We start from the raw sequence: 22,945 nt of genomic DNA, 5'->3' as shown, positions 1-22,945 counted from the left end.
GCCCTTCGCATGACCAGCACCCCGTCCTCGCGCTGTGACATCGCCATCGTCGGGGGCGGGCTTGCAGGCGGGCTCGCGGCGCTCGCGCTTGCGGCGAAGCGTCCCGACCTTGACGTGCGGTTGGTCGAGGCGGGGCCAGTCGGGGGCAATCATATCTGGTCCTTCTTCGACAGCGACATCGCGAAGCGCGACCGCTGGCTCGTCGCCCCGCTCGTCCGCTATCACTGGCCCGCCTATCATGTCCGCTTTCCTGGCCATCACCGCACTTTGCGCATGGGGTACAAGAGCATGACCGGCGAGACATTGGCAGAGGCGGTCGAAGCGGCTCTGCCCGCCGGGCACTTGATCGCCGACCGCGCGCTCCATGTCGCGCCTGACCATGTTCTGCTTGCTGCGGGCGGAAGGCTCGATGCGCGCCATGTCATCGACGCGCGCGGTGCGACAAGCAATGGATCAGGGCTTATCTGCGGATGGCAGAAGTTCGTTGGACAGGCGCTGCGCGTGAAGGGGGGGCACGGGCTTGCCCAGCCGGTCGTGATGGACGCTGCCGTTGAGCAACTTGAGGGTTATCGCTTCGTCTATCTCCTCCCGCTCGATGCCGAGACGATCTTTGCCGAGGACACTTATTACAGCGATACGCCCGACCTCGACGTCGCAGCGGTTCGGGAGCGCATCCGGACATATGCAGCGGCGCAAGGCTGGGCGGTCGCGGGAAAAGCGCTACGCGAGGAGACCGGCGTTCTTCCGGTTATGATCGCGGGCGACTTCGACCGCTATTGGCCGCCTTTGGACCGCACCGCGCGTATCGGCGTGCGCGCCGGCGCTTTTCACGCCACGACCGGATATTCGCTGCCTGATGCGGTGCGCACTGCGGCGGCGCTTCCCGCGCTGATCGGTCCTGATCTACCTGCGTTGCTGCGTGAACGCGCGGCCGCAGGTTGGCGGCGCCAGCGCTTCTACCGGATGCTCGACGCGATGCTCTTTCGGGCGGCTGATCCCGACGAACGCTATCGCATCTTCGAGCGTTTCTACCGCCTTCCCTCCGGGCTGATCGCGCGCTTTTATGCGGGGCGATCGCGGCCCGGTGACAAGCTGCGGCTGCTCACGGGAAAGCCGCCGGTTTCCGTTGGCCGCGCAATCGCCGCGTTACGGCGCTTCGACTGGAAATGACGCAAAGAGCCATTGTGATCGGTGCAGGCTTCGGCGGCCTTGCGCTTGCCATTCGCCTCCAGTCGGCGGGTGTGTCGACCACCATCCTCGAGGCACGCGACCGGCCGGGCGGGCGTGCCTATCACTGGCGGCGCGAGGGGCATATTTTTGACGCGGGCCCCACCGTCATCACCGATCCGCCGTGTCTTGAGGAATTGTGGGCGCTGAGCGGGCAGGCAATGCACAGCGACGTTGAACTCGTACCCGTCGCCCCCTTTTATCGCCTCGATTGGCCGGATGGGTCGCGGTTCGACTATTCGAACGACGAACCTGCGCTTCGCGCACAAATTGCGTCGCTGAATCCCGCCGACATCGCCGGCTACGAGGACTTCCTTGAGTATGCGAAGGGCGTGCATCGCGAAGGATATGTGAAACTTGGCGCGGCCGCCTTTCTCGATTTCGCCTCCATGCTCCGCGCTGCGCCTGCGCTGATGCGATATCAGGCCTGGCGCAGCGTCTATTCAATGGTCTCATCCTATGTCCGCGACGAGCGGCTGCGGCAGGCGCTGTCGTTCCATACGCTGCTCGTGGGCGGCAATCCGATGACGACGAGCGCGATCTACGCGTTGATCCACACGATCGAAAAGCAGGGCGGCGTCTGGTGGGCGCGCGGCGGGACAAACGCGTTGGTGAGTGGAATGGTACGGCTCTTCGAAAGGTTGGGCGGTACGCTTCGCCTCGGCGATCCGGTGGTCAGAATCGAAACGCAGGGCGACCGGGCGAGCGGCGTCGCCACGCAGAGCGGCTGGCGGGCTGGCGCCGATATGGTCGCCTCCAATGGTGACCTGATGCACAGTTATCGCGATCTGCTCGATCACAAGCGCGGCGCCACCGTTGCCCGAGCTCTCGCGCGAAAGCGCTGGTCACCCTCGCTGTTCGTCGTCCATTTCGGGGTACGAGGCGATTACCCCGATATTGCGCACCACAGCATTCTCTTCGGGCCACGCTACAAGGGGCTGCTCAACGACATCTACCGGCATGGGACGGTGCCTGATGACTTTTCGCTCTATCTCCATCATCCCAGTGCGACCGATCCGGGAATGGCGCCCCCCGGCCATGCCACCTTCTATGCACTCGCCCCGGTTGCGCATCTTGGAAAGGCGCCCGCAGACTGGGGCGGGGCGTTCGGGAAGCGTTTTGCCGATGCCGTGCTTGCGGAGGTCGAACGGCGCATGCTGCCCGGGCTGCGCGACAATCTGGTGACCCGGTTTCACTATACGCCGCGCGATTTCGAAGCCGACCTTGCAGCGCACCTTGGCAGCGCTTTCAGCCTTGAGCCGTTGCTGCGGCAGAGCGCCTATTTTCGCGCCCATAACCGCGATGACCGGATTTCGAACCTTTACTTCGTCGGCGCGGGGACGCATCCGGGCGCGGGAATCCCCGGGGTCGTCGGCAGCGCCAAGGCGACGGCCGCCCTGATGCTGAACATGCAGATCCGTTTGCGCTGCGAGCGGAAAAGGAAAAGCCTATGAAACGCCTCGCCGTCTACTGCGGGTCCGCGACCCCGGCCGACCCCGTCTATATCGAAACCGCGCGCCACGTCGGGCGCACCCTGGCGAAGCGCGGGATCGGCGTCGTGTATGGCGGGGGGCGGATCGGACTGATGGGGGCGGTCGCCGATGCGGCGCTCGAGGCCGGCGGCGAGGTGATCGGTGTGATCCCCGACGCGCTGGTCGGCACCGAGGTTGCCCACCGCGGCGTCACGCAGCTCCACGTCGTCTCGGGGATGCACGAGCGCAAGCGCATGTTCACCGATCTCGCCGACGGCTTTCTCACCATCCCCGGCGGCGTCGGGACGATGGACGAGCTCTGGGAGGCGATCAGCTGGGCGCAACTTGGCTACCACGCCAAGCCCGTGGGCCTGCTCAACGCGGCGGGCTTCTATAACAATCTGATCGCTTTCAACCGCCGAATGATCGAAACCGGGTTCATCCGCCCAGCGCATGCAGGCATCATGATTGTCGATGCCGGGATCGACGAGCTGCTCGAGAAGATGGAGGCCTACCAGCCGCACGAGCCAATTTTCGCGATGAAGGCCGGCGATCTTTGATGAGCGAAACGGGGGGCTATGACGCACATGCCCTGCACGGCTTCGCGCACGACAGCATCGCGCACGGCTCCAAGAGCTTTGCGCTCGCGAGCCAGCTGTTCGACCGGACCACGCGCGAGCGAGTGTGGCTGCTCTACGCCTGGTGTCGCGCCGCGGACGACCTGGTCGACGGGCAGGATCATGGCGGGCCGATGGGAGCGGGGCATGATGCGAAAGCGGCGCTGACGCGCATCCGCGCGCTGACCGACCGCGCCTTTGCGGGCGAACCCACCGGTGAACCCGCGTTCGATGCGCTCGGCCTTTTGCTTACCGAAATTGCCATCCCGTGCGCCGTTATCGACGACATCATCGCGGGCTTTGAACTCGACGCCGACGATTGGAGGCCGCGCAGCGAAGAGGATCTCCTGCGCTATGCCTATCATGTCGCAGGCGCGGTGGGCGTCGCAATGGCGCTTGTGATGGGGGTTGACCCTGCGGACGCGACCACGCTCGACCGCGCATCGGATCTTGGCATCGCTTTCCAGCTCGCCAATATCGCGCGCGACATCGCCGAGGATGCCGCCGCCGACCGCTGTTACCTGCCCGACGAGTGGCTCGCCGAACTCGACATTCCGCCTGGTCAGCACATGCACCCTGCCTTTCGTTCGCGGCTCAGCGTGATGGCGAAATGGCTCGCCGAGATGGCGGAAGAATATGAGGCCTCGGCGCGTTGGGGCGCGCGCAAGCTCAGGCCGCGAAGCCGCTGGGCGGTGCTCGCCGCGACCGGAATCTATGGCGACATCGCACGCGAAGTTCGCCGCCGCGGCGATCGCGCCTGGGACCACCGCGCGTCAAGCTCGCTTGCCGCCAAGATCGGCTGGGTGGCGCGCGCCGGCTGGTCGGTTCTGCGCCGCCCCCCGCAGCGCCGGATCGGCCGCGAAGGGCTGTGGACGCGGTCGCGGGCGGAGAAAGGCACATGAGCGAGCTCGAGTGGCTGGCGGCAGCGCTGGTGCTGATCAATGTGGCCTTGGTCGCGCGGCGGAGCATATGGAATTACCCCTTCGCGCTCGTAGCGGTGAGCCTCTATGGAATCCTGTTCTTCGAGGCGAAACTCTATAGCGACATGCTGCTCCAGGGCTTTTTCTTCGCGCTCAATATCTACGGATGGTTGAACTGGCTCCGCGCGAAGGAGGAGAAGGGCGTCCCGGTGGGATGGTTGACGCGCCGCGACCGCCATTTCTGGATGATCGCGACGATCGCGGCGTGGGCCGCATGGAGCGCCATGATGCAGCGCTTCACCGATGCAGCGGCTCCCTGGGCTGATGGCGGCATTGCGATAGCGAGCATCGCGGCGCAAGCTTTGCTTGCACGGCGCCGCGTCGAAAGCTGGTGGCTGTGGATTCTCGTCGATCTGATCGCGGTGCCCCTGTTCGCGTGGCGGGGCCTCTATGCGACAAGCGCGGTCTATGTCGTGCTGCTCGGCATTTCGATAGCGGGGCTGGCCAAATGGCGCCGCGCCGCGGCCGACGGGGCGCTTCTCGCATGACGCGGCACATCTGCCTCCACGGCGCCGAAAGTACCGGAAAATCGACGCTCGCCCAGCGCCTTGCGGCCAGGCTCGGCGCGGTTGTCGTGCCCGAATATGGCCGCCTCTATGCCGAAGCGAATGGCACCGCGTTCGAAGAGGCGGATCTGCTCGCGATCGTCGATGGCCATGTTGCCGCGACCCGTGCGGCGCAGGCGGAGCGTCCCGAGTGGCTGATCTCTGACACCGACCCGCTCATGACGCAGGCATGGGCGATCATGTTGCTCGGTCGCCGCCTGCCGGCGATCGATGCGTGGCAGGATACTGCTGACTATTACCTCGTCCCCGCGACCGACCTGTCCTGGAGGGAGGATGGCACCCGCCTTTTTGGGAGCTTGGCCGATCGGCGGCGGTTCATGGAAGTGGCAATCGGCGAGCTCGATCGCCGGGCGCTCCCCTGGGCTTGGGTCGAGGGTCACGGGGACGCCCGGCTCGAGAGTGCCCTGGCGGCGCTTACGGTCGGAGGCATGGTATAGCGGGCAGGTCCGAGGGGCCGAGCGGGGCCGTTCCTTTTTTTGCGGAGACCGGGGAAAGACCTTGTTGCCGCTACCCGGAATGACGATCGCGCAATTCGCGTTTGAGCACCTTGCCGATCGGACTGCGCGGCAGTTCGTCGACAATCCTGATCGCGCTGAGGCGCTGAGTCTTGCCAACCTTTGCATTGCAGTCAGCGCGAACCGCCTCGGGGTCGGCGCCCTCCTTCAGCACGACGAACGCCACGGGCGTTTCGCCCCATTCTTCGCTCGGCATGCCGACGACGGCGGCTTCGACGACGCGCTCGTCTGCGGTGAGGATCGCTTCGAGGTCACTCGGGAAGATGTTGAAACCGCCCGAGATGATCATGTCCTTTGCCCGGTCCATGAGAGTGAGGAAGCCATCCTCGTCGATTCGCCCGATGTCGCCGTGGCGATAGAAAAGATTTCCTTCTGCATCGTACCAATGCATCGCCTTGGTCGCGTCGGGGCGGTTGTTATAACCCGTCATCATCGCAGGGCTCCGGCCGACCAGTTCGCCGACCGAGCCTTGTGGCAGCTCGTTGCCGTCTTCGTCGATCACCTTGGCGATATGGCCGGGCGCGGGTTTGCCGACGGTGTGGAGCTTGTCGGGATATTGATGCGCTTCGAGGATGAATGTCGCTCCGCCCTCGGTCATGCCATAGATTTCGACCAGTCCGCCCGGCCAGCGTTTCAGCACATCGGCCTTGAGTACAGCGGGGAACGGCGCCGAGGTGCAATATTTCATGACGAAGCTCGACAAGTCGAAGCGGTCGAATTCCTCCAGTGCCATGATACGGCGATACTGCACAGGAACGAGCATCGTATTGGTCGCCCGCTCGCGCTCGGCGAGTTCGAGGAATCCGCGGGCGTCGAATTTCTTCATCAGCACGACCTGTCCGCCCGACCCGAGGGTGGGCAGGAAGCTTGCCATAGTCGTGTTGGAATAGAGCGGGGTTGACAGGATCGTCACTGCCGCGGGCCCATAGGCTGGGGCGCCGCGCTGGATATGCTGCCAACGCATTGCATGGCTGTGCACGATGCCCTTGGGCGTGCCCGTCGTGCCCGACGAATAGATGATATTGAAGCCGTCGAGCGGATCGATCGTCACCGGCGCCGGGGCAGCCCCCTCGGCCGCCATCCAGATGTCGAGCGGCGTGCCGACGTCACTGCCGTCCATGGCGATGCGATCGCTCGCGGTGACGGTCTGACCTTCAAGACTCGCCGAAGCGGCGCTGTCGAGGAACAGGTGGCGCGCGCCCGTGTCGGCGATCATCGCCGCCATCTGTTCTCCCGTCGCGCTGTTGGTGATCAGGCCCGCGACACCGCCGGCGCGCAGCGTGCCGAGGATGACCGCCACCTGCTCGACACTGTTCAGCCCTGCGATCGCGGTCCGATCTCCCTTCGCCAGCCCGTCCTCCTGAAGCCGCGCGGTGATTCGGTCGACCATCCGGTCGAGCTCGAACCAGCTGAGGCGCCGGAACGGATCGGCGGCCGCTACGGCATCCAGTCGCTTTTTTGCGTGAGCGCGAACAAGGTCGGGCAGGGTGGCGAAGTGGGTTGCAAGTATGTCGTCGGTGGTCATGGCGACCCGTTAGCACAGCAGCGCCGGTCTGGAACGCTGCGAGGAAATATCGGCGGCGAGCTTGCTTGACCAAAAGTTTCAACTCGCTACTCACTTTGGAAATAATGAAAGCAGATAGCTCCGGAGACGATGCCCGATGCACCCTTCAGTCCATGTGCGCACCAACCCCCAAAAGCCGGCGGTCATTGTCGCTGAGACGGGCGAGGCGATCAGCTACGCCGAGCTCGATGCGGCGTCGAACCGCGCGGCGCAAATGTTCCGCGCGCATGGGCTGGAGCATGAGGATGTCATTGCCTTCATGCTTGACAACACGCCGCATTATTACGGGCTGACCTGGGGCGCCCAGCGCGCTGGGCTTCGCTATGTCTGCATCTCATCGCGGCTGACGCAGGACGAGACCGACTATATCCTGGAAAATTCGGGCGCGAAGATGCTGGTGGTCGCCGCGAGCCTTGCACCGGCCGCGCTCCAGCTCCGGACGAAGATCGAGCGCTTCTCGATGGGCGGCGACATTGCCGGCTGGCCAAGGATCGAGAATGAGCTCGCAAGGATGCCCGCCGAGCCCATCGCCGACGAGCGTGCCGGTGTCGACATGCTCTATTCGTCGGGGACCACGGGGCGGCCCAAGGGCGTGCGCGTGCCGCTGCCCGAAGAGCCGGCGATCGATGCGCCCAACAGCTTGGTCATGCTCGCGTCGATGGCGTTCGGCATCAATTCCGAGAGCATCTATCTCTCGCCCGCACCACTTTATCACGCAGCGCCGCTGCGCTGGTCGATGACGATCCATCGTCTGGGCGGGACGGTCGTATTGATGAAGAAATTCGATCCCGAAGGCGCGCTCGCGGCGATCCAGCATTATCGCTGCAACGCGGCGCAATTTGTGCCAACCCATTTCGTCCGCATGCTGAAACTGCCCGAGGCGGTGCGCGCGCAATATGATGTCTCGACGATGAAGAGCGCAATTCACGCCGCGGCGCCCTGCCCGATCCCGGTCAAACTGGCGATGATCGACTGGTGGGGGCCGGTCCTGCTCGAATATTATGCGGGATCGGAGGGCAATGGCATGACCTTTGCGACCAGCCAGGACTGGCTTGCGCACAAGGGCACTGTGGGCCGCGCGATCAACGGCGTCGTCCATATCGTGGGCGAGGATAATGAAACCGAGGTACCGGTGGGGGAGGAAGGGACGGTCTTCTTCGAAAGTGAAAGCGTCTTCGAATATCACGATGATCCCGAGAAAACTGCCGCCAGCCGAAATTCAAAGGGCTGGTCGACGCTCGGCGACGTTGGCAGGCTCGACGAGGACGGCTTTCTTTATCTGACCGACCGCAAGAGCTTCATGATCATCTCCGGCGGGGTGAATATCTATCCGCAGGAGATCGAAAACCATCTCGTCACCCACCCCAAGGTCGCCGACGTTGCTGTGGTCGGTGGGCCGCACGAGGAAATGGGCGAAGAAGTGATTGCGGTAGTCCAGCCGGCGGACATGGTCGATGCAACCGACGCCTTTCGCGACGAATTGATCGCCTACGCCCGGGAGAAACTCTCGGGCGTGAAGATCCCGCGCCGGATCGACTTTCTCGACGCGTTGCCGCGCCACGACACGGGCAAGCTCTACAAGAGGCTGCTGCGCGACCGCTATTGGGAGCAGGCGAAGGAAGGAGCGTGACCCGATGACCGACCGCGTCGAATTCTTCTTCGATTTGTCGAGCCCGTGGACCTGCCTCGCCTTTCACAATTTGCCAGCCGTGCTCGAGCGCAACGGTGTGACCGCGCGCTATCGCCCGATCCTGGTCGGCGGGGTGTTCAACGCGGTGAACCCGGCGATCTATGCCGCGCGAGAGCAGGCCGACAACCGGCGGATGCAGCATAGCTGGAAGGTATTGAAAGATTGGGCGCAGCTTGCCGGTGTCTCGATGAACTTCCCTTCTAAATGGCACCCGGCCAAAAGCGTGACCGCGATGCGCTTTGCTGCGGCGCTCGAGGACGACCAGATCTCGCTAGTCCGTTTCGCGCGCGCTGCCTTTGCGAGCTACTTTGACCGCCAGGAGAATTTAGACGATCCTGACGTGCTCGAGGCCGTCGCCGATGCCGAAGGGCTCGACGGTGCGGCGATTCGCGTCGCGGCAGGCAGCGAACCCGTCAAGGCGCGGCTTCGCGCGAACACCGACGAGGTCATTGCGCGCGGTGGTTACGGCTCGCCCACCATCTTCGTCGACGGCGTCGACATGTATTTCGGAAATGACCAATTGCCGCTCGTCGAAGCGGCGCTCAAACGCTGACGCGAAGGACTCTCCCATGAAGGACCGGATTTCCATCACCATGCTGGACGGCGGGATCGCCGATGTTCGGCTTATCCGCACCGACAAGCTGAATGCACTCGACGCAGCGATGTGGTCGGCGCTGGCTAAGGCCGTCGATGAGCTCAAGGCGCGGCAGGGGCTGCGCGTCGTCGTGCTGTCGGGCGAAGGGCGCGCGTTCTGCGCTGGCCTCGACCTCTCCAGCCTGAGCGCCGAGCGTGATCCGGGCGCGAGCAGCGCGGGGGGCAGCTTGTCCGATCGTACGCGCGGAATTGCGAACAACGCCCAATATGCGGCATGGGGCTGGCGCGAGTTGCCGGTTCCGGTGATCGCTGCCGTGCACGGTGTTGCCTTTGGCGCAGGCAGTCAGATCATGGCGGCGGCCGATATTCGCATCGTCCATCCCGACACGCGCATCGCGATCATGGAGATGCGCTGGGGCCTTGTCCCCGATGTTGCCGGAATGGCTCTATGGCGTACGCAGGTCGCCGATGATGTGCTGCGCGAGCTGATATACACCAACCGGGAATTTACCGGCTCGGAGGCGAAGATGCTGGGCTTTGCGACCCATGTGTCGGACGAGCCCCTCGCGAAGGCGCTCGAGCTTGCCGATGTGATCGCGAACAAGAATCCGCACGCCATTCGCGGCGCCAAGCGCCTCTGCAACATGCTCGCCGATGCCACCGACGGCGAGATTCTGCAGGCCGAAAGCGACGAACAGGTGAAGGTCATCCGCACCCCCAATCAGATGGAGGCGGTGATGGCAGGGATGGAGAAGCGGAAGCCGAATTTCGTGGATTGACCTCTCCCCCCAGGGGCCAGCCGGACAGGTTCGTCAAAGAAGCGCAAGAAAGCGCGCCGCGCTGTTCCAGTCGGCTTCGCGCCGTGCGCGCGCTTTTTGCGCCTCGCTGTCGACGCCCCAGCGGCGTTCCTGATAGAGCTCGTCGAGGTTGACCTTCTCCCACAGCGCGGCGGCGTCGAATGCGCGCTCCGCAAGCGCGAGCGCGGCGACGAGCGAACCCCCAATGGTCACGATGGGAGTGAGCGCAGCGAGGCGGTAAGGGTCGTAGCCGAGAAGCGCGCCGCGCAGCGCCGCAACGGTTGCGGGCGGCTGGTCGACCGGAATGACGCCCTGCGCGAGGGTGAATTCGATGCCGTGACGGTCCTCGGCCCAGGCGAGCAGCGGGTTCCACGCCGCGGCCTGCTCGGCCTGGAGCGCGGCGTCGCGTGCGTCGCGGTAGCACAGCAGGTCGCTCTCGGCATAGGCTGCGATGGGTGCGGCGAAGGTGGCGGGGTCAGGGCGCGCGAGGTCGATCGCGGCGTTGGCAAGACCGGTGAGCGGCATCGTCGCTGGATCGATCCGGTTGTCCTGCGCCCCCCATTCGGCCGCAATGGCCTCGATCAGCGCGCGGCTCGCGACTACGAGCGGCGCGCGCCCGGGGGTGCTTACCATGCGCCCATCGAGCGCGATGCCCCATCCGCCGTCCGCTGCAACAGCCTCGGCTACTTTCCAGAACCTCTTCATCGCGCTTCGGGAGACCGCCAGCGGCGCGCGAGAATCTTTGGCATCACCGCAAAATCGAACAGACCGACCAGCACCACGGCGACTCCTATCCATCGGTCGGCAGGCTGCCCGGCGAGAGCCCAGCCACCACGTATCAGCACGAAGCCGGCTAGGGTTAAAATGGCGCCCGTGATGCGGATGGCGTTGAGCGCGATGAAACGCTTCTTGGCGAGGGCCTCGTTTGCCGTGGCTGTCATGCGTCCTCCCTAGCGCCGCCGAGGCCACGCATCAAATGGGCGAGGGCGCCGTGACCTGTTCGTTCGATTCCGTCCGCGACGCGCGCGCGCTCCCCCGCATCCTTGTTCTGCGACAGCTTGATCGTCGGACGCCAGGCGGTGATGGGCATTTCAAAGCCAAGGATCGCGCCGGTCAGCTTGCTGAAATAGACCGGATCCATCTTGCCTCGCGTCCAAGGCGGGTTTTCGCCGGCCCGGGCTTCGTGAAGCGCTGCGAGCGCGTCGAGCTGGGCGACAAGGCCGGCATCATCGAGTTGGCGGGGCACGCCCTCCATCTCGACCGCCACATAGTTCCAGGTTGGTACCGCATGTGTCTGATCGGCATACCAGTTCGCGCTGACATAGGCGTCGGGACCCTGCACGACCGCCAGCGCCGCGGCGCCTGCGAGATGCTTCGTCAACCCGTTGCCGCGCGCGAGATGAAATTGCAGCGTCTTCGCGTCCTCACTGAGAATCACCGGCGCATGAGCAACCCGCGGGCCGTCAGGCGTGCCCGCAAAGATCGCGGCAAAGCCGATCTCGCGCACAAGCAAGGCGGCGAGATCGTCCTGTTGGGGGCGGAAGGCGGAGTTGGGGTGCATCAGCGGGGCTTTTTGGGAGGCGACTTGCGATTGGTCGGGGCCCGCGTCGCAGGGTCCTTGGCCTTGGCATCGGCGCGTCCGCGCCGCTCGCCGCGGCGCGCCTTGCGCACCTGCTTCGCGTGCGCCTTGGCTTTCGCCTTCTGGATAGTCCGATTCGAGGGCTTAGGCGCCTCTTCGGCGACGACATCACCGAGCAATAGGTCAAAGCCGAGCGCGTCGAGGCTCGCCGCGAAATGGTCGGGAACGGGCGCTGAAATATCGAGTGCGCCTCCATCGGGATGATCGACGCGAAGCCGGCGGCTGTGCAGGTGAAGCTTGCGGCTGATCGTTCCGGTCAGAAAGGCTCCCTTGCCGCCATATTTGCCATCGCCGACGATTGGGTGGCCGATGGCTGCCATATGCACGCGCAGCTGGTGGGTGCGCCCGGTCAGAGGCTGTAATTCGACCCACGCAGCGCTGTTGCCCGCGCGCTCGATGATCCGGTAGCGCGTCTTGGAGGGCAGCCCCTTTTCGTCGACGTGCATTTTCTCACCGCCCGATCCGGGTTGCTTTGCGAGCGGCAGGTCAATCTCGCCCTGCGCGATGTCGGGCACACCAACGATGATCGCCCAATAGGTCTTGCGCGCGCTGCGGTTCGAAAAGGCCTTGGCGAACCAGGCTGCCGCGCGCGGCGTGCGCGCGACGAGCAGCGCGCCCGATGTATCCTTGTCAAGGCGATGGACAAGCTTGGGGCGCACAGGCGCGTCGAACTGAAGCGCATCGAGCAGACCGTCGACATGGGTGTCGGTTTTGGTGCCGCCCTGCGTTGCAAGGCCGGGGGGCTTGTCGAGCACCAGCGCGCTCGCGTCGCGATGGAGCACCATCGATATTGCGAGCGCGACGTCGGCGTCGGTGAGCGGACGCCCCTTGCGCGCCGGGCGCGCGGCAGGGGCGGCCGGCGGGACGGGCATCGCGATGCGCTGTCCCGCCTCGATGCGGTCCGACACATCAGCCTTGCGACCATCGAGGGTCAGCTCGCCTGAGCGTGCCCAGCGCGCAATGAGCGCGTGCGGCGTACCCGGTCGGTGGCGCTTGAACCAGCGATCGAGGCGAATGCCGTCATCCTCTTGCGCGACGACGGCTGCGTCGCGATCCCGGGCCGACGCGCTCATGCCGGAACCGCGCGCATGATCAGCATCCCGAGGCCGCAGGCCGCGATGGCGGCGATGACCGACGAGAGGACATAGGTGGCAGCTTGCACGATGGCGCCGCGTTCGAAGAGCATCCAGAATTCGAGGCTGAACGAGGAAAAGGTGGTGAAGCCCCCGAGGAATCCCACGCCAAGGAAAAGACGCGCCGTCTCGCTCTCCCCGCTCCGCGCGAACCAGCCGATCAGCGCGCCCATGAGCAGGCTGCCCGATATGTTGACCGACAGCGTCCACCACGGAAAGCCGGGCCCGAGCCGGGCCAGCATCAGCTCACCGACGATATGGCGAGCGCCGGCGCCGATTGCGCCGCCGATCATGACAGGGAAAAGGCCGCTCATGCGCCCGCCCTAGCCGCAAAAGCGGCCGAGGCAAAGAATTGCCTCGTCAGACGCCCACGAGCGCGAGCTCCGATGCGGACGGCCCGACGCCTGCAAACCCCAAGAGGCGTCGAGCGGCTTCGTATCTGTATAGCGGACAAGCGATTGTGGCCTTGTGTGGACAGAAGGCGGAAGTGCTGCGGCCGCGCCGTGCTGGCGCGGAGCCATCCCGGACGAGTGCCGTCACCGCATCCGGGGCGAATCATCCGTGAAGAAACGACTGCGGCCGCTTGCCAGCGCGCGCGCTCTGTGGCAGGGGCGCGCTTCCCTTTTTCGGAAGGGCGCTTAGCTCAGTTGGTAGAGCATCTCGTTTACACCGAGAGGGTCGGCGGTTCGAGCCCGTCAGCGCCCACCACGAACTTTCCTTTCTCTCCCGCATTTGATGCTGTGCCGGCTGGCGGCCGCAAGAGCGAAACACACGCCGGTGCCCCATCAGCATTGCTATTGCTCGATCTGCCGGAAGCAGCAGGGTGGTGGCGGCTATGCGATCAACCTTGGCGCCGGCGCGGCGTCGCTCAGGGTCGATGGCCAAGACAATCTGAGGCTCTACCGCGCGCGCATCGCCGACGAGCAACATGAAGGCTGCGACCTGTCGCGCGGGAGAGCGGCGGCTTTGCCATTTCTCTGGGTCGGCGCTGTGGCTCTATGACCCGACGTGGCCCCTAGCTGGTCCATCCCTTTGCAGGCGCTATCGATTGGGACCTCCCGGTCCCGTCATCGCGCGTTCACCTCATGCTCAAATACAAGGCGGGCTGGGCAGAACCGCGGAAGGGCTATGGATCGATTGATCGCAGCGCCGCCCGGGCGCGAAGGGGGACGAGAGGACACCCCCTCGCCCCCCTTTTCGCCTCAGGCCGCGAGCTTCCTCAGCACATAGTGGAGGATGCCGCCGTTCATATAATATTCGATCTCGTTCGCTGTATCGATGCGGCAGAGCGTGTCGAACGCGAAGGTCGAGCCGTCGGGGCGCGTAACATTGACGGTTACGGTCTGGCGCGGCTTGAGGTCCGCGATGCCGGTGATCGTGAAGACATCGTCGCCCGTCAGACCCAGCGTCTCGCGCGTCTGGCCGTCCTGGAACTGCAGCGGGAGCACCCCCATGCCGACGAGGTTCGAGCGATGGATGCGCTCAAAGCTCTCGACGATCACCGCGCGGACGCCGAGGAGGTTCGTGCCCTTCGCCGCCCAGTCGCGTGACGAGCCCGTGCCATATTCCTTGCCGGCGATGACAACGAGCGGCGTCCCGTCGGCCTTGTGGCGCATCGCCGCGTCGTAGATCGGCATCACTTCGGAGCCGTAGCGCGACATGCCCCCTTCGATCCCCGGAACCATTTCGTTCTTGATTCGGATGTTCGCGAAGGTTCCCCGCATCATGACCTCGTGGTGGCCGCGGCGGGCGCCATAGCTGTTGAAGTCGGCCTTGCTGACCTGATGCTCCATCAGCCATTTACCGGCCGGGCTGTCCGCCTTGATGCTGCCGGCGGGGCTGATGTGGTCGGTCGTTATGCTGTCACCGAGGATGGCGAGCGGCTTCGCGCCGACAATGTCCGAGACCGGCGCCGGGGTCATTTCCATCCCTTCGAAATAGGGCGGGTTTGCAACATAGGTCGAGCCCGCGCGCCACTGATAGGTATCGCTGCCTTCGACCTCGATCTTTTGCCAGTGCGCATCGCCCTTGTAGACATGCGCGTAGCGCGCTTCGAACATTTCGCGGTCGACCGCCCCTGCAATCGTGTCGGCGACCTCCTGATTGGTCGGCCAGATGTCGGCGAGGAACACGTCCTTGCCCTCCTTGTCCTGCCCGATCGGGGTGGTGGTGAAATCTTCGGTGACCGTTCCTTTCAGGGCATAGGCGACGACGAGCGGCGGCGAGGCGAGGAAGTTTGCGCGGACGTCGGGTGACACGCGGCCCTCGAAGTTGCGGTTGCCCGAGAGGACCGAGGCGGCAACGATATCATTGCCGTTGATCGCAGCCGAAATCGGCTCCGCCAGCGGCCCCGAATTGCCAATGCAAGTCGTGCAGCCATATCCGACAAGATTATAGCCGACCGCGTCGAGATGCTCCTGCAGCCCCGCCTTGGCAAGATAATCGGTGACCACCTGCGACCCGGGCGCCAGGCTGGTCTTGACCCACGGCTTGGGCTTCAGGCCGCGCTCGTTCGCCTTCCTGGCGACGAGGCCCGCGGCGACCATGACCCCGGGGTTCGAGGTGTTGGTGCAGCTGGTGATCGCGGCGATCACCACGTCGCCGTCGCCGATGTCGTGTGACTTGCCCTCGACTGCGACGCGCTTCGGCGCGCTCTTTCCATAGACCGTCTTGAGATCGGCGTTGAACACATCGTCGACTTCGGTGAGCACGACTTTGTCCTGCGGCCGTTTCGGCCCCGCGAGGCTCGGTACAACGGTGCCCATGTCGAGTTCGAGCGTGTCGGTGAAGACGGGGTCGGGCATGTCGGCCGAGAGCCACAGCCCCTGCTTCTTGGCATAAGCTTCTACCAGCGCGATATTCTCTTCGCTGCGCCCTGTGAGGCGCATGTAGTCGAGCGTCTTGTCGTCGATCCCGAAGAATCCGCATGTCGCGCCATATTCGGGGGCCATGTTGGCGAGAGTCGCGCGGTCGGCGAGACTGAGCGAAGCAAGGCCTGGTCCGAAATATTCGACAAAGCGCCCGACGACGCCCTTGGCGCGCAGCATCTGCGTCGCGGTGAGCACGAGGTCGGTTGCGGTAACACCTTCCTTCAATTGACCGGTGAGCTTGAAGCCGACGACTTCGGGGATCAGCATCGACACGGGCTGGCCAAGCATCGCGGCCTCGGCCTCGATCCCGCCGACCCCCCAGCCGAGCACGCCAAGACCGTTGATCATCGTCGTGTGGCTGTCGGTACCGACGCAGGTGTCGGGATAGGCGACCGTCTCGCCCGATGCATCCTCGCTCGACCATACCGCCTGCGCGATATGCTCAAGATTGACCTGGTGGCAGATTCCCGTGCCCGGGGGCACTGCTTTGAAGTTCGACAGCGACTTTGATCCCCATTTCAGGAAGTCATAGCGTTCGCCGTTGCGGTAATATTCGATCTCGACATTCTGCTCGAACGCCTTGGGATGACCGAACTCGTCGACCATCACCGAGTGGTCGATGACGAGGTGGACGGGGACGAGCGGGTTGATCTTCGACGTGTCACCGCCGAGCGTGGCGATCGCATCGCGCATTGCCGCGAGATCAACCACGCAGGGTACGCCCGTGAAATCCTGCAGCAGTACGCGTGCCGGGCGATACTGGATCTCGCGGGTTGACACCGGGTTCGACTGCCAGTCGACGATCGCCTGCACATCGTCGGCCGAGACGGTGAAGCCCCCGTCCTCGAAGCGAAGGAGATTTTCCAGCAGAACCTTCATGCTGAAGGGGAGCCGCGACACATCGCCCAGCTTCGCCGCCGCCTTTTCGAGCGAGTAATAGGCGTAGGTCTTGCCCCCGACGTCGAGTGTCGAGCGGGTTCCAAGCGTGTCGTGGCCGGTGGTGGTCATGTGCAGTTCCCTCTTCGGGCGCGGCGGGGAAAGACGGCCCCCGGCCCGTTCAGGAGAGCGGGGCCGCAGGGAGTCGCGCGCGCGGGTTTGTGTCGGCGCCGCCTTACGCCGGAGGGCGGGAAATGCAAGGGGTCTGGGTGTGCGTGAGGATGCGCAGCGATATCGGGGATGGATTGCGCCTGCTTGTCAAACCGGCCGGGAGGGCTCGGCGGACGGTTCGAAATTGCGGGCGAGACGCGTGGCTTTTTGCGATGGACGCGGTCGCGGCAACGCTTGCCGGGCGAAGAGCAGCCGCTATTGTCCGAGTGCTGAGGCTATGGTGCTGAAGACCGTCGCGAGATTGAGGCCCAGCATCTGGAAGGCGACGAGCGAGGCGACCGCGATCAGCGCGGCGATGAGCCCATATTCAATGGCGGTGGCGCCCGTCTGGTCTTTGATGAGACTTCTGGCCGCCATGCGATTTCATCCTTGGTGTCAGTGGGCTGCGGACGCGTGGAATAGAGGCTGTCCCCCAAAGCAATTGTTGGAAGATGAGGTTAACGGGCAGATCGCAAAAGCCGAAAATTTCGCAGCCACGGTCGCGATAGAGGCCTTTGTGTCTGTCGTGGGCCGGGCGAACGGCTGGATGGGCCGAGCCGTGCGCTCAGGCGGTGCCGCGGAGCGAAAGTCGCACGGGGATGCGGGTGCCGCTGCGGCTGTGGCCCGTGTCTTCAAGTGCCATCGCAACAAGTGCCTCGCCCGCGGCGTCAAGGTCGGGCTCGATCGTCGAAAGCGCAGGATCGACGAGCGTGCCGGCGCGGATGCCGTCGAAGCCGATCAGCGCAATATCGGTCGGCACGCGGCGCCTCGCGTCCTTGAGCCCCTGCAGCACCCCGAGAGCGAGCATGTCACTTGCCGCGAAGATCGCGTCGACATCGGGATGCTCTGCGAGGAGCTGCGCGGCGGCGGCGAGGCCCTGCGCATGGCGGTCGGGCGCGGCGGGCGGTTCGACGATGATGGGGGCGATGCCGCGCGCGCCAAGCGCGGCGGCGAATCCTTCGCGCCGCTCGTCAAACTGGCGCTGCGGTGACTGCTGCGGGCCGACGAAAGCGATGCGGCGTCGCCCGCGGGCGACGAGATGTTCGGCAGCAAGGCGGCCGCCCACCTCATTATCGCTGCGCATCCAGTGGAAGGGATCGCCCGGACTGCCCCAGCAGGTGAAGTCGAGTCCCGATGCCTGTGCGTCGGCAAAAAACTGCCAGGCGGCCCGGTTGCTGGTCGTGCCGATGACGATCATCGCGTCGGCAAGCCCGGAGGCAACGAAATCGGCGCGAAAATTGTCGTGGCTTTCCTGAAAGCTGACGAGCAGGTTGAAGCCACGCGCCGATGTTGCCGCAGCAATACTGCCGAGCAGTGCGAAGTAGAAAGGGTTGATCGCGCTGCGATCCTCGCCCGGGCGGCAGATGGTAACGAGGGCGATCGTCTCGCTGCTTTTGAGCCGGAGCGACGAGGCGTGACGGTCGACGACATAGCCAAGCTCGCGCGCCGCGGCGGAGACGCGCGCCCGCGTCTCTGCATTGACGCCAGGGCTGCCCCGCAGCGCGCGCGACACGGTCGACTGCGAAACGCCCGCGCGCTCGGCAACGTCGAAGGATGTCGGACGCAGCATCTTCTCTCCCCGTCGGGTGGCCACTGGCGCGAAGCCGCACCGGCCCGCTTCTCTCGCCGCGCGCCGGGGGCTTGTCAATCCGGTGCGGGAAGCGGCCAGCGGATCGTCACAGCAAGGCTGCGATCGCCTGCCTGGCGGGTCCAACTGCCCTTGAGCTGGCGCTCGATCAGCGTGCGGATGAACTGGGTCCCAAAGCTTTCGGTGGCGATATGGGGGGTGTCGGGAAGCTCGCTTTCGATCCAATCGAGCTGGACCTCGTCGCCCTCGCGCCGCCAGCTTACGCGAAGATCGCCGCGGCCGGCGAGCGCGCCATATTTGATGCTGTTGGTGACAAGCTCGTGCACCGCGAGCGAGATCGCCTGCGCGGCATCCTCTCCGAGATGAATTTCAGGGTCAGCCAGTCCGACAAGGCGTTCCGCCGGCCAGCCCGCCACATGCAGCTCGCGGCGGATGATCGCGCCGAGGTCGACCATGTCGACCGCACCCGTGACCAGCATCTGCTTCGATGCCGACAAGGCCTGCAGGCGCCCCTCGAAGCGCTTTTCAAAATCGGCAAGATCCGTTGACTCACGCAGCGTGATGCGCGCGAGAGCGCTGATGCGTGCGAAGGCATTCTTCATCCGGTGCGCCATCTCGCCTATCATGAGTTCGCGATCTTCGGCGTGACGTTGCTTTTCCTCGGCGAGCGCCTGGAAGGCGCCGAGGCGCCGGTGCTGCATCTTGTGAAGCTGGATGGCCAAAAAGGCGATTGCGACCCCGAACAGCAGTATTGCGAGCGGACGCCCCAGGCGGTCGACGAAACGGCCGTAGGATATGCGCATCGTCCATTGTCGGTCCGCTACTTGCAGCTTCTGCTCGTGCGCGTCCCAGCCCATGCGACCGTGCGAGAAAACGCGGAGCGCCGAGGGGCCTTCGCCTGCGACAACCTCGATGCCCTCGATTCCCTCGATCTGCTCGCCGAGCACAGCGGTCATCAGGTCGTGGACGCGGAAGGGGGCGTAGACGAATGCCTCGAGCGGGCGCGCGCCGACTGCGGTGGCGATGGTTGGCGCGATCCGCTCTTCTTCCACGCGCGCCGCTGCGCCGCCGTCGATCAGAGGCCGCTCCGCATAAACGGGAACATAGATGAGAAAGCCCGGCTGGGTGTGAGCCGCCTTCCGTTCCTGGACCAGGTGAACAACGCCGCTCGCCGCCGCCTGGCCCGTCAGCCAAGCGCGGCGCATCGCTTCGCGCCGGGTCGGTTCGCTGTACATGTCATAACCGATCGCAGCCGCGTTGAGGGCATTGTCGGGCTCAATCAGAATGATGGGAAATCCGACGGGCTGGTCACTTGCAGGCCAGACCGTGATGTCGCGGCCATAGTTTTCGCGCAGCCGCGCCTCAACCGACGCGGGAGCGCCCCGCGCCATTGCGATGGCGACCCCGACGCCCTGCATTCCCGGTGCGCGCGTCTCCGGCTGGAGCGCGGCGAGATAGGCGCGGACGCTCGTGCCGCCGGTTGACCTGTCCGACTGATAAAGGGCGCGCACAGCTTCGAGGATCGAAAGCTGATCGCCGAGGCGCGCATTGACCTGCATTGCGATTCGCTCCGCCTGGTCGGCCTCCTGCGTCTTGTTGTAAAAGAAGCTCGCGACTGCGGCGGCGAGCGCAGCGAGCATGATTACCAGTCCGATCACCCGGACCGAAAGGGCCATCAGCCGATCTGCCCAGAGCGATGTACGCATATGGCTATCCTGCTGACGGGGGCGGGTGTTTCCCCCTCTCCCATTCCCTGTTTCATGCCGGGGGGGGCAGAGCAAGCGCATTTTGACTCGCGGGGACGCGGCCCTGAAGAATTTGGGGGTCCATTGACTTTTGCGGAACGCCGTGCGCTAGCATTTTTTGGGGAGGGCCACCGGCATTGCGCCATCACTATCCGTTGCCGCTGCATCATAGCTGGCCGCTATTCGAACGCGCGCGCCATTTCGATCTCGGATGGGTTGACCGTCAAGGCATCCGACCGCCGGTGGATCTGCGGATCGGCGCGGCAGGCGAGAGCGAGGCCATGACCCACGCAGGGGTCGGCGTTTGGCACTGCGACCTCAGGGGCAACCGGCTGACCTGGTCGCCGACCGTCTATGATCTGTTTGGCATTCCGCTCGGGGCGAAGGTTTCGCGCGAGGACGCGGTTGCTCTTTATTGCGAGGGCTCGCGGGCGGCGATGGAGCGGCTGCGCGCGCATGCGATCGAGCACCGCCGCGGCTTTACCCTCGATGTTGAAATCGGCCCCGCGCGCGCACAAACGCGCTGGATCCGGCTGATCGCGGCGCCCGAGTGCGACGGGGAGACTGTGGTGGGCCTGCACGGCTTTAAATGCATGCTACGTCACGAGCCGTGATCGAAGAGGCGCGCCCTGCCTTCAAGGCGCGCGCAGCGGATTGAGCAAAGCTTTGAAAGTCCTGGTTGCCACCTTGACCCCGTGGCGACAGAGAGGGGTGATGGGCATTAAGCGAAGCGGAACGGCGCGCATGCGCAACGGGGTGAGCGCCCTGTGGTCGCACGCCTATGCGCTGCTCGCCTTGTGCTCGCTGTTCTGGGCGGGCAATTCGATCGTCGGGCGCGCGGCGCGCGACTTGGTGCCCCCCGCGGCGCTTGCCTTCTGGCGCTGGACGATCGCGCTCGCGCTGCTGCTGCCGCTCGCCTGGCCGCATCTGAAGCGCGACAAGGAGGTACTCCGCGCCCACTGGCCAATGGTGCTGCTGCTCGGTCTGTTGGGGATCGGCTCGTTTAACCTACTCCTCTATACCGGGCTACAGACGACCACAGCGCTCAATTCGATGCTGATCCAGGCAGCCCAGCCTGCGCTGATCCTGATCGTCGGCGCGCTGGTGATGCGCGACCGGACGAGCGTGCGGCAGATTGCGGGCGTGGCCGTATCGCTCGCCGGGGTGCTGGTCATCATCGGCCGCGGGGATCCGGCTGCGCTCGTCGCGCTGCGATGGAATGAGGGGGACGCGATCATCGGCGTCGCGGTGCTGCTGTGGGCGCTCTATTCGGTGCTGCTCCGCCTGCGGCCGACAGTGCATCCGCTGAGCCTGCTCGGCGCCTCGATCTTCGTCGGCGTCCTGCTGATCGCGCCAGTCTATATCGCTGAGCTCCTGGGCGGACGGCGAATTGTTGCCAGCCCGGAGAGTGCGCTCGCCATTGCCTATGTTTCGGTTTTCCCCTCGTTTCTTGCCTATCTTTTCTTCAACCGCGGAGTCGAGCTGATCGGGTCGGCGGCGACCGGTCAGTTCCTGAACGTCATGCCGCTCATGGGCGCGGGGCTGGCGATGCTGTTCCTGGGAGAGGCTCTGCACCTCTTCCACGTCGCGGGGCTGGTGCTGATCGTTGCAGGGATATGGGTAGCCGGGATGGCAGCGGGCGCGCAGGCGAGTGCCGCCTCCACCTGATCGAGCCGGTCCTTGCCAAAGAACATCTCGTCACCGACGAAAAGCGCCGCGCGCTACCGCCGTCCCGGTATTGGCGGCGAGCTTCGCCTTGATCGCAGGTTCCTGCGTCCGCGCGAGTAGCGCAGGCCCGTCGAAGCCGGCTGGCGAGAGGAAGGCTGCCGCGACCTCGGGACCGTCCATCTCCAGGCCCATCTTTCAAATGGCGCGGGGTTACCGCACCGACACGGTGGTCAAGAATGCCTCGTCCTCGGCAACGATTGCTCCGCGCATCACAATAAGGGGGTTGACCGGGAGGTGCGGCTTCATCCGGAACAGGGCGAGCCCATCGGCCGGGCGGCCGAGCTGCTCGGCGACCGCGCAATGCTCCTCATCCTGGGTGAGCTGTTCTTCGGGCGAGGGCGGTTCAAGGCGATTACGGCGAACAGCGGCCTCGGGTCGCAGCTCGTTTCGGCGGCTCAAGCGGCTGGCGGCGGAAGGCGTGGTTGAGCGCGAAGCCTATCAGGAGCGGCCATCGTGCTGCGAGTATCGGCTGACCGCAAAGGGGAAGGACCTGTTCGACATCCTCTGTGCGATGCGCGGCTGGGCCGAACATTGGGCTTCTCGCGAGGGCGAAACCGGCGGCGGTCCGGCGATGCGCTATTTTCACCGCGCCTGCGGCGCCGACATGGGCGCCGCGACAGTCTGTCCCGGCTGCGGCGAGTTGCTCCGCTATGGCGCGCTGAAAGGGGAGTCACCGCCTGCGCTCAAAGCCGAGCGGGCGGGAAAGCCGGGCTGATCAGGCCTTTTCGAGTGTGCACTGGAGGGGGTGCTGGTTCTGCCGCGCGGCGTCCATCACCTGATTCACCTTGGTTTCCGCGACCTCATAGCTGAAGACGCCGCATACGCCGACACCTTGCTGGTGGACGTGAAGCATGACCTGCGTTGCCCTCTCGATGTCCATGTTGAAGAAGCGCTGCAGCACCATCACGACAAATTCCATCGGGGTATAATCGTCGTTGAGCAGCAGTACCTTGTACATCGATGGCTTCTTGGGCTTCGCGCGCGTGCGCGTTGCAATGCCGACCCCGGGGGCACCGGGCGCGTCGTCGTCCTTGTCCGCCATGGCGCGAACGGGACCGGAGAGCCGAAAAGAAAACATCATCATCTGGAATATCGCACGCAGCAGCGGAATCGCAAGAGGGAGCGAGGGGCATT

26 protein-coding genes and 1 tRNA gene are annotated in these 22,945 nt (G+C 65.0%); 14 read left to right on the top strand and 13 right to left on the bottom strand.

The genetic code is table 11. The features are described 5' to 3' along the window. Window positions 1-9 precede the first annotated feature (9 nt). Genes crtY through B5X69_RS04320 form a run of 6 tightly spaced genes read left to right on the top strand, consistent with a single transcriptional unit; the run spans window position 10 to window position 5,299 of the window. On the top strand, window positions 10-1,170 hold the full coding sequence (crtY, locus tag B5X69_RS04345; RefSeq protein WP_079637481.1) for a lycopene beta-cyclase CrtY: 1,161 nt from the start codon (window positions 10-12) through the stop codon (window positions 1,168-1,170). Continuing rightward, complete coding sequence (locus B5X69_RS04340; protein ID WP_079637480.1) at window positions 1,167-2,681, top strand: phytoene desaturase; 1,515 nt, start codon at window positions 1,167-1,169, stop codon at window positions 2,679-2,681. The genes crtY and B5X69_RS04340 overlap by 4 nt, the downstream gene beginning before the upstream one ends. After that, the gene (locus tag B5X69_RS04335) at window positions 2,678-3,259 is read left to right on the top strand and encodes an LOG family protein (RefSeq protein ID WP_079637479.1); all 582 of its coding nucleotides are present in this window, start codon (window positions 2,678-2,680) and stop codon (window positions 3,257-3,259) included. The genes B5X69_RS04340 and B5X69_RS04335 overlap by 4 nt, the downstream gene beginning before the upstream one ends. Then, window positions 3,259-4,218, top strand: a complete 960-nt coding sequence (locus B5X69_RS04330; RefSeq protein ID WP_079637478.1) for a phytoene/squalene synthase family protein — start codon at window positions 3,259-3,261, stop codon at window positions 4,216-4,218. Before B5X69_RS04335 ends, B5X69_RS04330 begins: the two co-directional genes overlap by 1 nt. Then, complete coding sequence (pnuC, locus tag B5X69_RS04325; protein WP_079637477.1) at window positions 4,215-4,784, top strand: nicotinamide riboside transporter PnuC; 570 nt, start codon at window positions 4,215-4,217, stop codon at window positions 4,782-4,784. Before B5X69_RS04330 ends, pnuC begins: the two co-directional genes overlap by 4 nt. Continuing rightward, window positions 4,781-5,299, top strand: coding sequence for an AAA family ATPase (locus tag B5X69_RS04320; RefSeq protein WP_079637604.1), 519 nt, complete (start codon window positions 4,781-4,783; stop codon window positions 5,297-5,299). The genes pnuC and B5X69_RS04320 overlap by 4 nt, the downstream gene beginning before the upstream one ends. Window positions 5,300-5,369: 70 nt before the next feature. Here the strand turns inward: B5X69_RS04320 and B5X69_RS04315 are convergent, their stop codons facing one another. Further along, entirely contained in the window at window positions 5,370-6,902 is a 1,533-nt protein-coding gene (locus B5X69_RS04315; protein WP_079637476.1) for a class I adenylate-forming enzyme family protein, read from the bottom strand. A gap of 136 nt (window positions 6,903-7,038) precedes the next feature. Here B5X69_RS04315 and B5X69_RS04310 point away from each other — a divergent pair, with 136 nt between their 5' ends. From B5X69_RS04310 to B5X69_RS04300, 3 genes are read left to right on the top strand one after another with little or no spacing between them, the layout of a single operon-like run. After that, the gene (locus tag B5X69_RS04310; RefSeq protein WP_079637475.1) at window positions 7,039-8,571 is read left to right on the top strand and encodes an acyl-CoA synthetase; all 1,533 of its coding nucleotides are present in this window, start codon (window positions 7,039-7,041) and stop codon (window positions 8,569-8,571) included. Window positions 8,572-8,575: 4 nt separating this feature from the next. Further along, window positions 8,576-9,184, top strand: coding sequence for a 2-hydroxychromene-2-carboxylate isomerase (locus B5X69_RS04305; protein ID WP_079637474.1), 609 nt, complete (start codon window positions 8,576-8,578; stop codon window positions 9,182-9,184). Window positions 9,185-9,200: 16 nt separating this feature from the next. Continuing rightward, window positions 9,201-10,004 (top strand): crotonase/enoyl-CoA hydratase family protein, encoded by an 804-nt coding sequence (locus B5X69_RS04300; RefSeq protein ID WP_079637473.1) that lies wholly within the window; start codon window positions 9,201-9,203, stop codon window positions 10,002-10,004. A 33-nt stretch (window positions 10,005-10,037) separates the two neighbouring features. Here B5X69_RS04300 and B5X69_RS04295 read toward each other — a convergent pair whose 3' ends face one another. The 5 genes from B5X69_RS04295 to crcB are packed head-to-tail and all read right to left on the bottom strand — an operon-like array spanning window position 10,038 to window position 13,108. Beyond that, entirely contained in the window at window positions 10,038-10,727 is a 690-nt protein-coding gene (locus B5X69_RS04295) for an ATP12 family chaperone protein (protein ID WP_079637472.1), read from the bottom strand. Further along, window positions 10,724-10,963, bottom strand: coding sequence for a hypothetical protein (locus B5X69_RS04290; protein ID WP_079637471.1), 240 nt, complete (start codon window positions 10,961-10,963; stop codon window positions 10,724-10,726). The genes B5X69_RS04295 and B5X69_RS04290 overlap by 4 nt, the downstream gene beginning before the upstream one ends. Then, window positions 10,960-11,583, bottom strand: coding sequence for an FMN-binding negative transcriptional regulator (locus B5X69_RS04285; RefSeq protein WP_079637470.1), 624 nt, complete (start codon window positions 11,581-11,583; stop codon window positions 10,960-10,962). The genes B5X69_RS04290 and B5X69_RS04285 overlap by 4 nt, the downstream gene beginning before the upstream one ends. After that, window positions 11,583-12,734 carry an RluA family pseudouridine synthase gene (locus B5X69_RS04280; RefSeq protein ID WP_079637469.1) on the bottom strand — a complete coding sequence of 384 codons (1,152 nt, stop codon included), beginning with the start codon at window positions 12,732-12,734 and terminating at the stop codon, window positions 11,583-11,585. Before B5X69_RS04280 ends, B5X69_RS04285 begins: the two co-directional genes overlap by 1 nt. Next, the gene (crcB, locus tag B5X69_RS04275) at window positions 12,731-13,108 is read right to left on the bottom strand and encodes a fluoride efflux transporter CrcB (protein ID WP_079637468.1); all 378 of its coding nucleotides are present in this window, start codon (window positions 13,106-13,108) and stop codon (window positions 12,731-12,733) included. Before crcB ends, B5X69_RS04280 begins: the two co-directional genes overlap by 4 nt. 318 nt (window positions 13,109-13,426) lie before the next feature. Between crcB and B5X69_RS04270 the strand changes: the two genes are divergently transcribed. Together B5X69_RS04270 and B5X69_RS04265 are read left to right on the top strand one after the other, a co-directional pair. Continuing rightward, window positions 13,427-13,502: transfer RNA gene (locus tag B5X69_RS04270), tRNA-Val, on the top strand. Window positions 13,503-13,529: 27 nt separating this feature from the next. Further along, window positions 13,530-13,796, top strand: coding sequence for a GFA family protein (locus tag B5X69_RS04265; RefSeq protein ID WP_079637467.1), 267 nt, complete (start codon window positions 13,530-13,532; stop codon window positions 13,794-13,796). Between the two features lie 200 nt (window positions 13,797-13,996). On the opposite strand, the gene acnA is transcribed toward B5X69_RS04265, so the two are convergent. The 4 genes from acnA to B5X69_RS04245 form a co-directional block, all read right to left on the bottom strand. Next, on the bottom strand, window positions 13,997-16,672 hold the full coding sequence (acnA, locus tag B5X69_RS04260; RefSeq protein ID WP_079637466.1) for an aconitate hydratase AcnA: 2,676 nt from the start codon (window positions 16,670-16,672) through the stop codon (window positions 13,997-13,999). Window positions 16,673-16,966: 294 nt separating this feature from the next. Beyond that, a complete protein-coding gene (locus B5X69_RS04255; protein ID WP_079637465.1) occupies window positions 16,967-17,128 on the bottom strand; it encodes a Flp family type IVb pilin in 162 nt (53 codons plus the stop codon). A gap of 187 nt (window positions 17,129-17,315) precedes the next feature. Then, on the bottom strand, window positions 17,316-18,320 hold the full coding sequence (locus tag B5X69_RS04250; protein ID WP_079637464.1) for a LacI family DNA-binding transcriptional regulator: 1,005 nt from the start codon (window positions 18,318-18,320) through the stop codon (window positions 17,316-17,318). A 74-nt stretch (window positions 18,321-18,394) separates the two neighbouring features. Then, window positions 18,395-20,044: a CHASE domain-containing protein gene (locus B5X69_RS04245; RefSeq protein ID WP_079637463.1), complete on the bottom strand. Its 1,650-nt coding sequence runs from the start codon at window positions 20,042-20,044 to the stop codon at window positions 18,395-18,397. 281 nt (window positions 20,045-20,325) lie between these two features. Between B5X69_RS04245 and B5X69_RS04240 the strand changes: the two genes are divergently transcribed. Both B5X69_RS04240 and B5X69_RS04235 read left to right on the top strand, forming a co-directional pair. Then, window positions 20,326-20,697 (top strand): hypothetical protein, encoded by a 372-nt coding sequence (locus B5X69_RS04240; RefSeq protein ID WP_245798584.1) that lies wholly within the window; start codon window positions 20,326-20,328, stop codon window positions 20,695-20,697. 100 nt (window positions 20,698-20,797) lie between these two features. After that, window positions 20,798-21,751: a DMT family transporter gene (locus tag B5X69_RS04235; RefSeq protein WP_079637461.1), complete on the top strand. Its 954-nt coding sequence runs from the start codon at window positions 20,798-20,800 to the stop codon at window positions 21,749-21,751. A gap of 30 nt (window positions 21,752-21,781) precedes the next feature. Here B5X69_RS04235 and B5X69_RS21330 read toward each other — a convergent pair whose 3' ends face one another. Both B5X69_RS21330 and B5X69_RS21875 read right to left on the bottom strand, forming a co-directional pair. Beyond that, window positions 21,782-21,931: a thioredoxin domain-containing protein gene (locus B5X69_RS21330; RefSeq protein ID WP_176141509.1), complete on the bottom strand. Its 150-nt coding sequence runs from the start codon at window positions 21,929-21,931 to the stop codon at window positions 21,782-21,784. 30 nt (window positions 21,932-21,961) lie between these two features. Continuing rightward, window positions 21,962-22,210 (bottom strand): hypothetical protein, encoded by a 249-nt coding sequence (locus tag B5X69_RS21875; RefSeq protein ID WP_245798583.1) that lies wholly within the window; start codon window positions 22,208-22,210, stop codon window positions 21,962-21,964. A 19-nt stretch (window positions 22,211-22,229) separates the two neighbouring features. Here B5X69_RS21875 and B5X69_RS04230 point away from each other — a divergent pair, with 19 nt between their 5' ends. Then, window positions 22,230-22,526, top strand: coding sequence for a winged helix-turn-helix transcriptional regulator (locus tag B5X69_RS04230; protein ID WP_245798581.1), 297 nt, complete (start codon window positions 22,230-22,232; stop codon window positions 22,524-22,526). Here B5X69_RS04230 and clpS read toward each other — a convergent pair whose 3' ends face one another. Continuing rightward, a complete protein-coding gene (clpS, locus tag B5X69_RS04225; protein ID WP_079637460.1) occupies window positions 22,527-22,895 on the bottom strand; it encodes an ATP-dependent Clp protease adapter ClpS in 369 nt (122 codons plus the stop codon). It lies immediately after the preceding gene. Between the last annotated feature and the right edge of the window lie 50 nt (window positions 22,896-22,945).

Origin of the sequence: Sphingopyxis flava (genome assembly GCF_900168005.1) — a bacterium.
Classification (GTDB): Bacteria; Pseudomonadota; Alphaproteobacteria; order Sphingomonadales; family Sphingomonadaceae; genus Sphingopyxis; species Sphingopyxis flava.
This window is presented reverse-complemented; position numbering and strand designations above follow the sequence as displayed.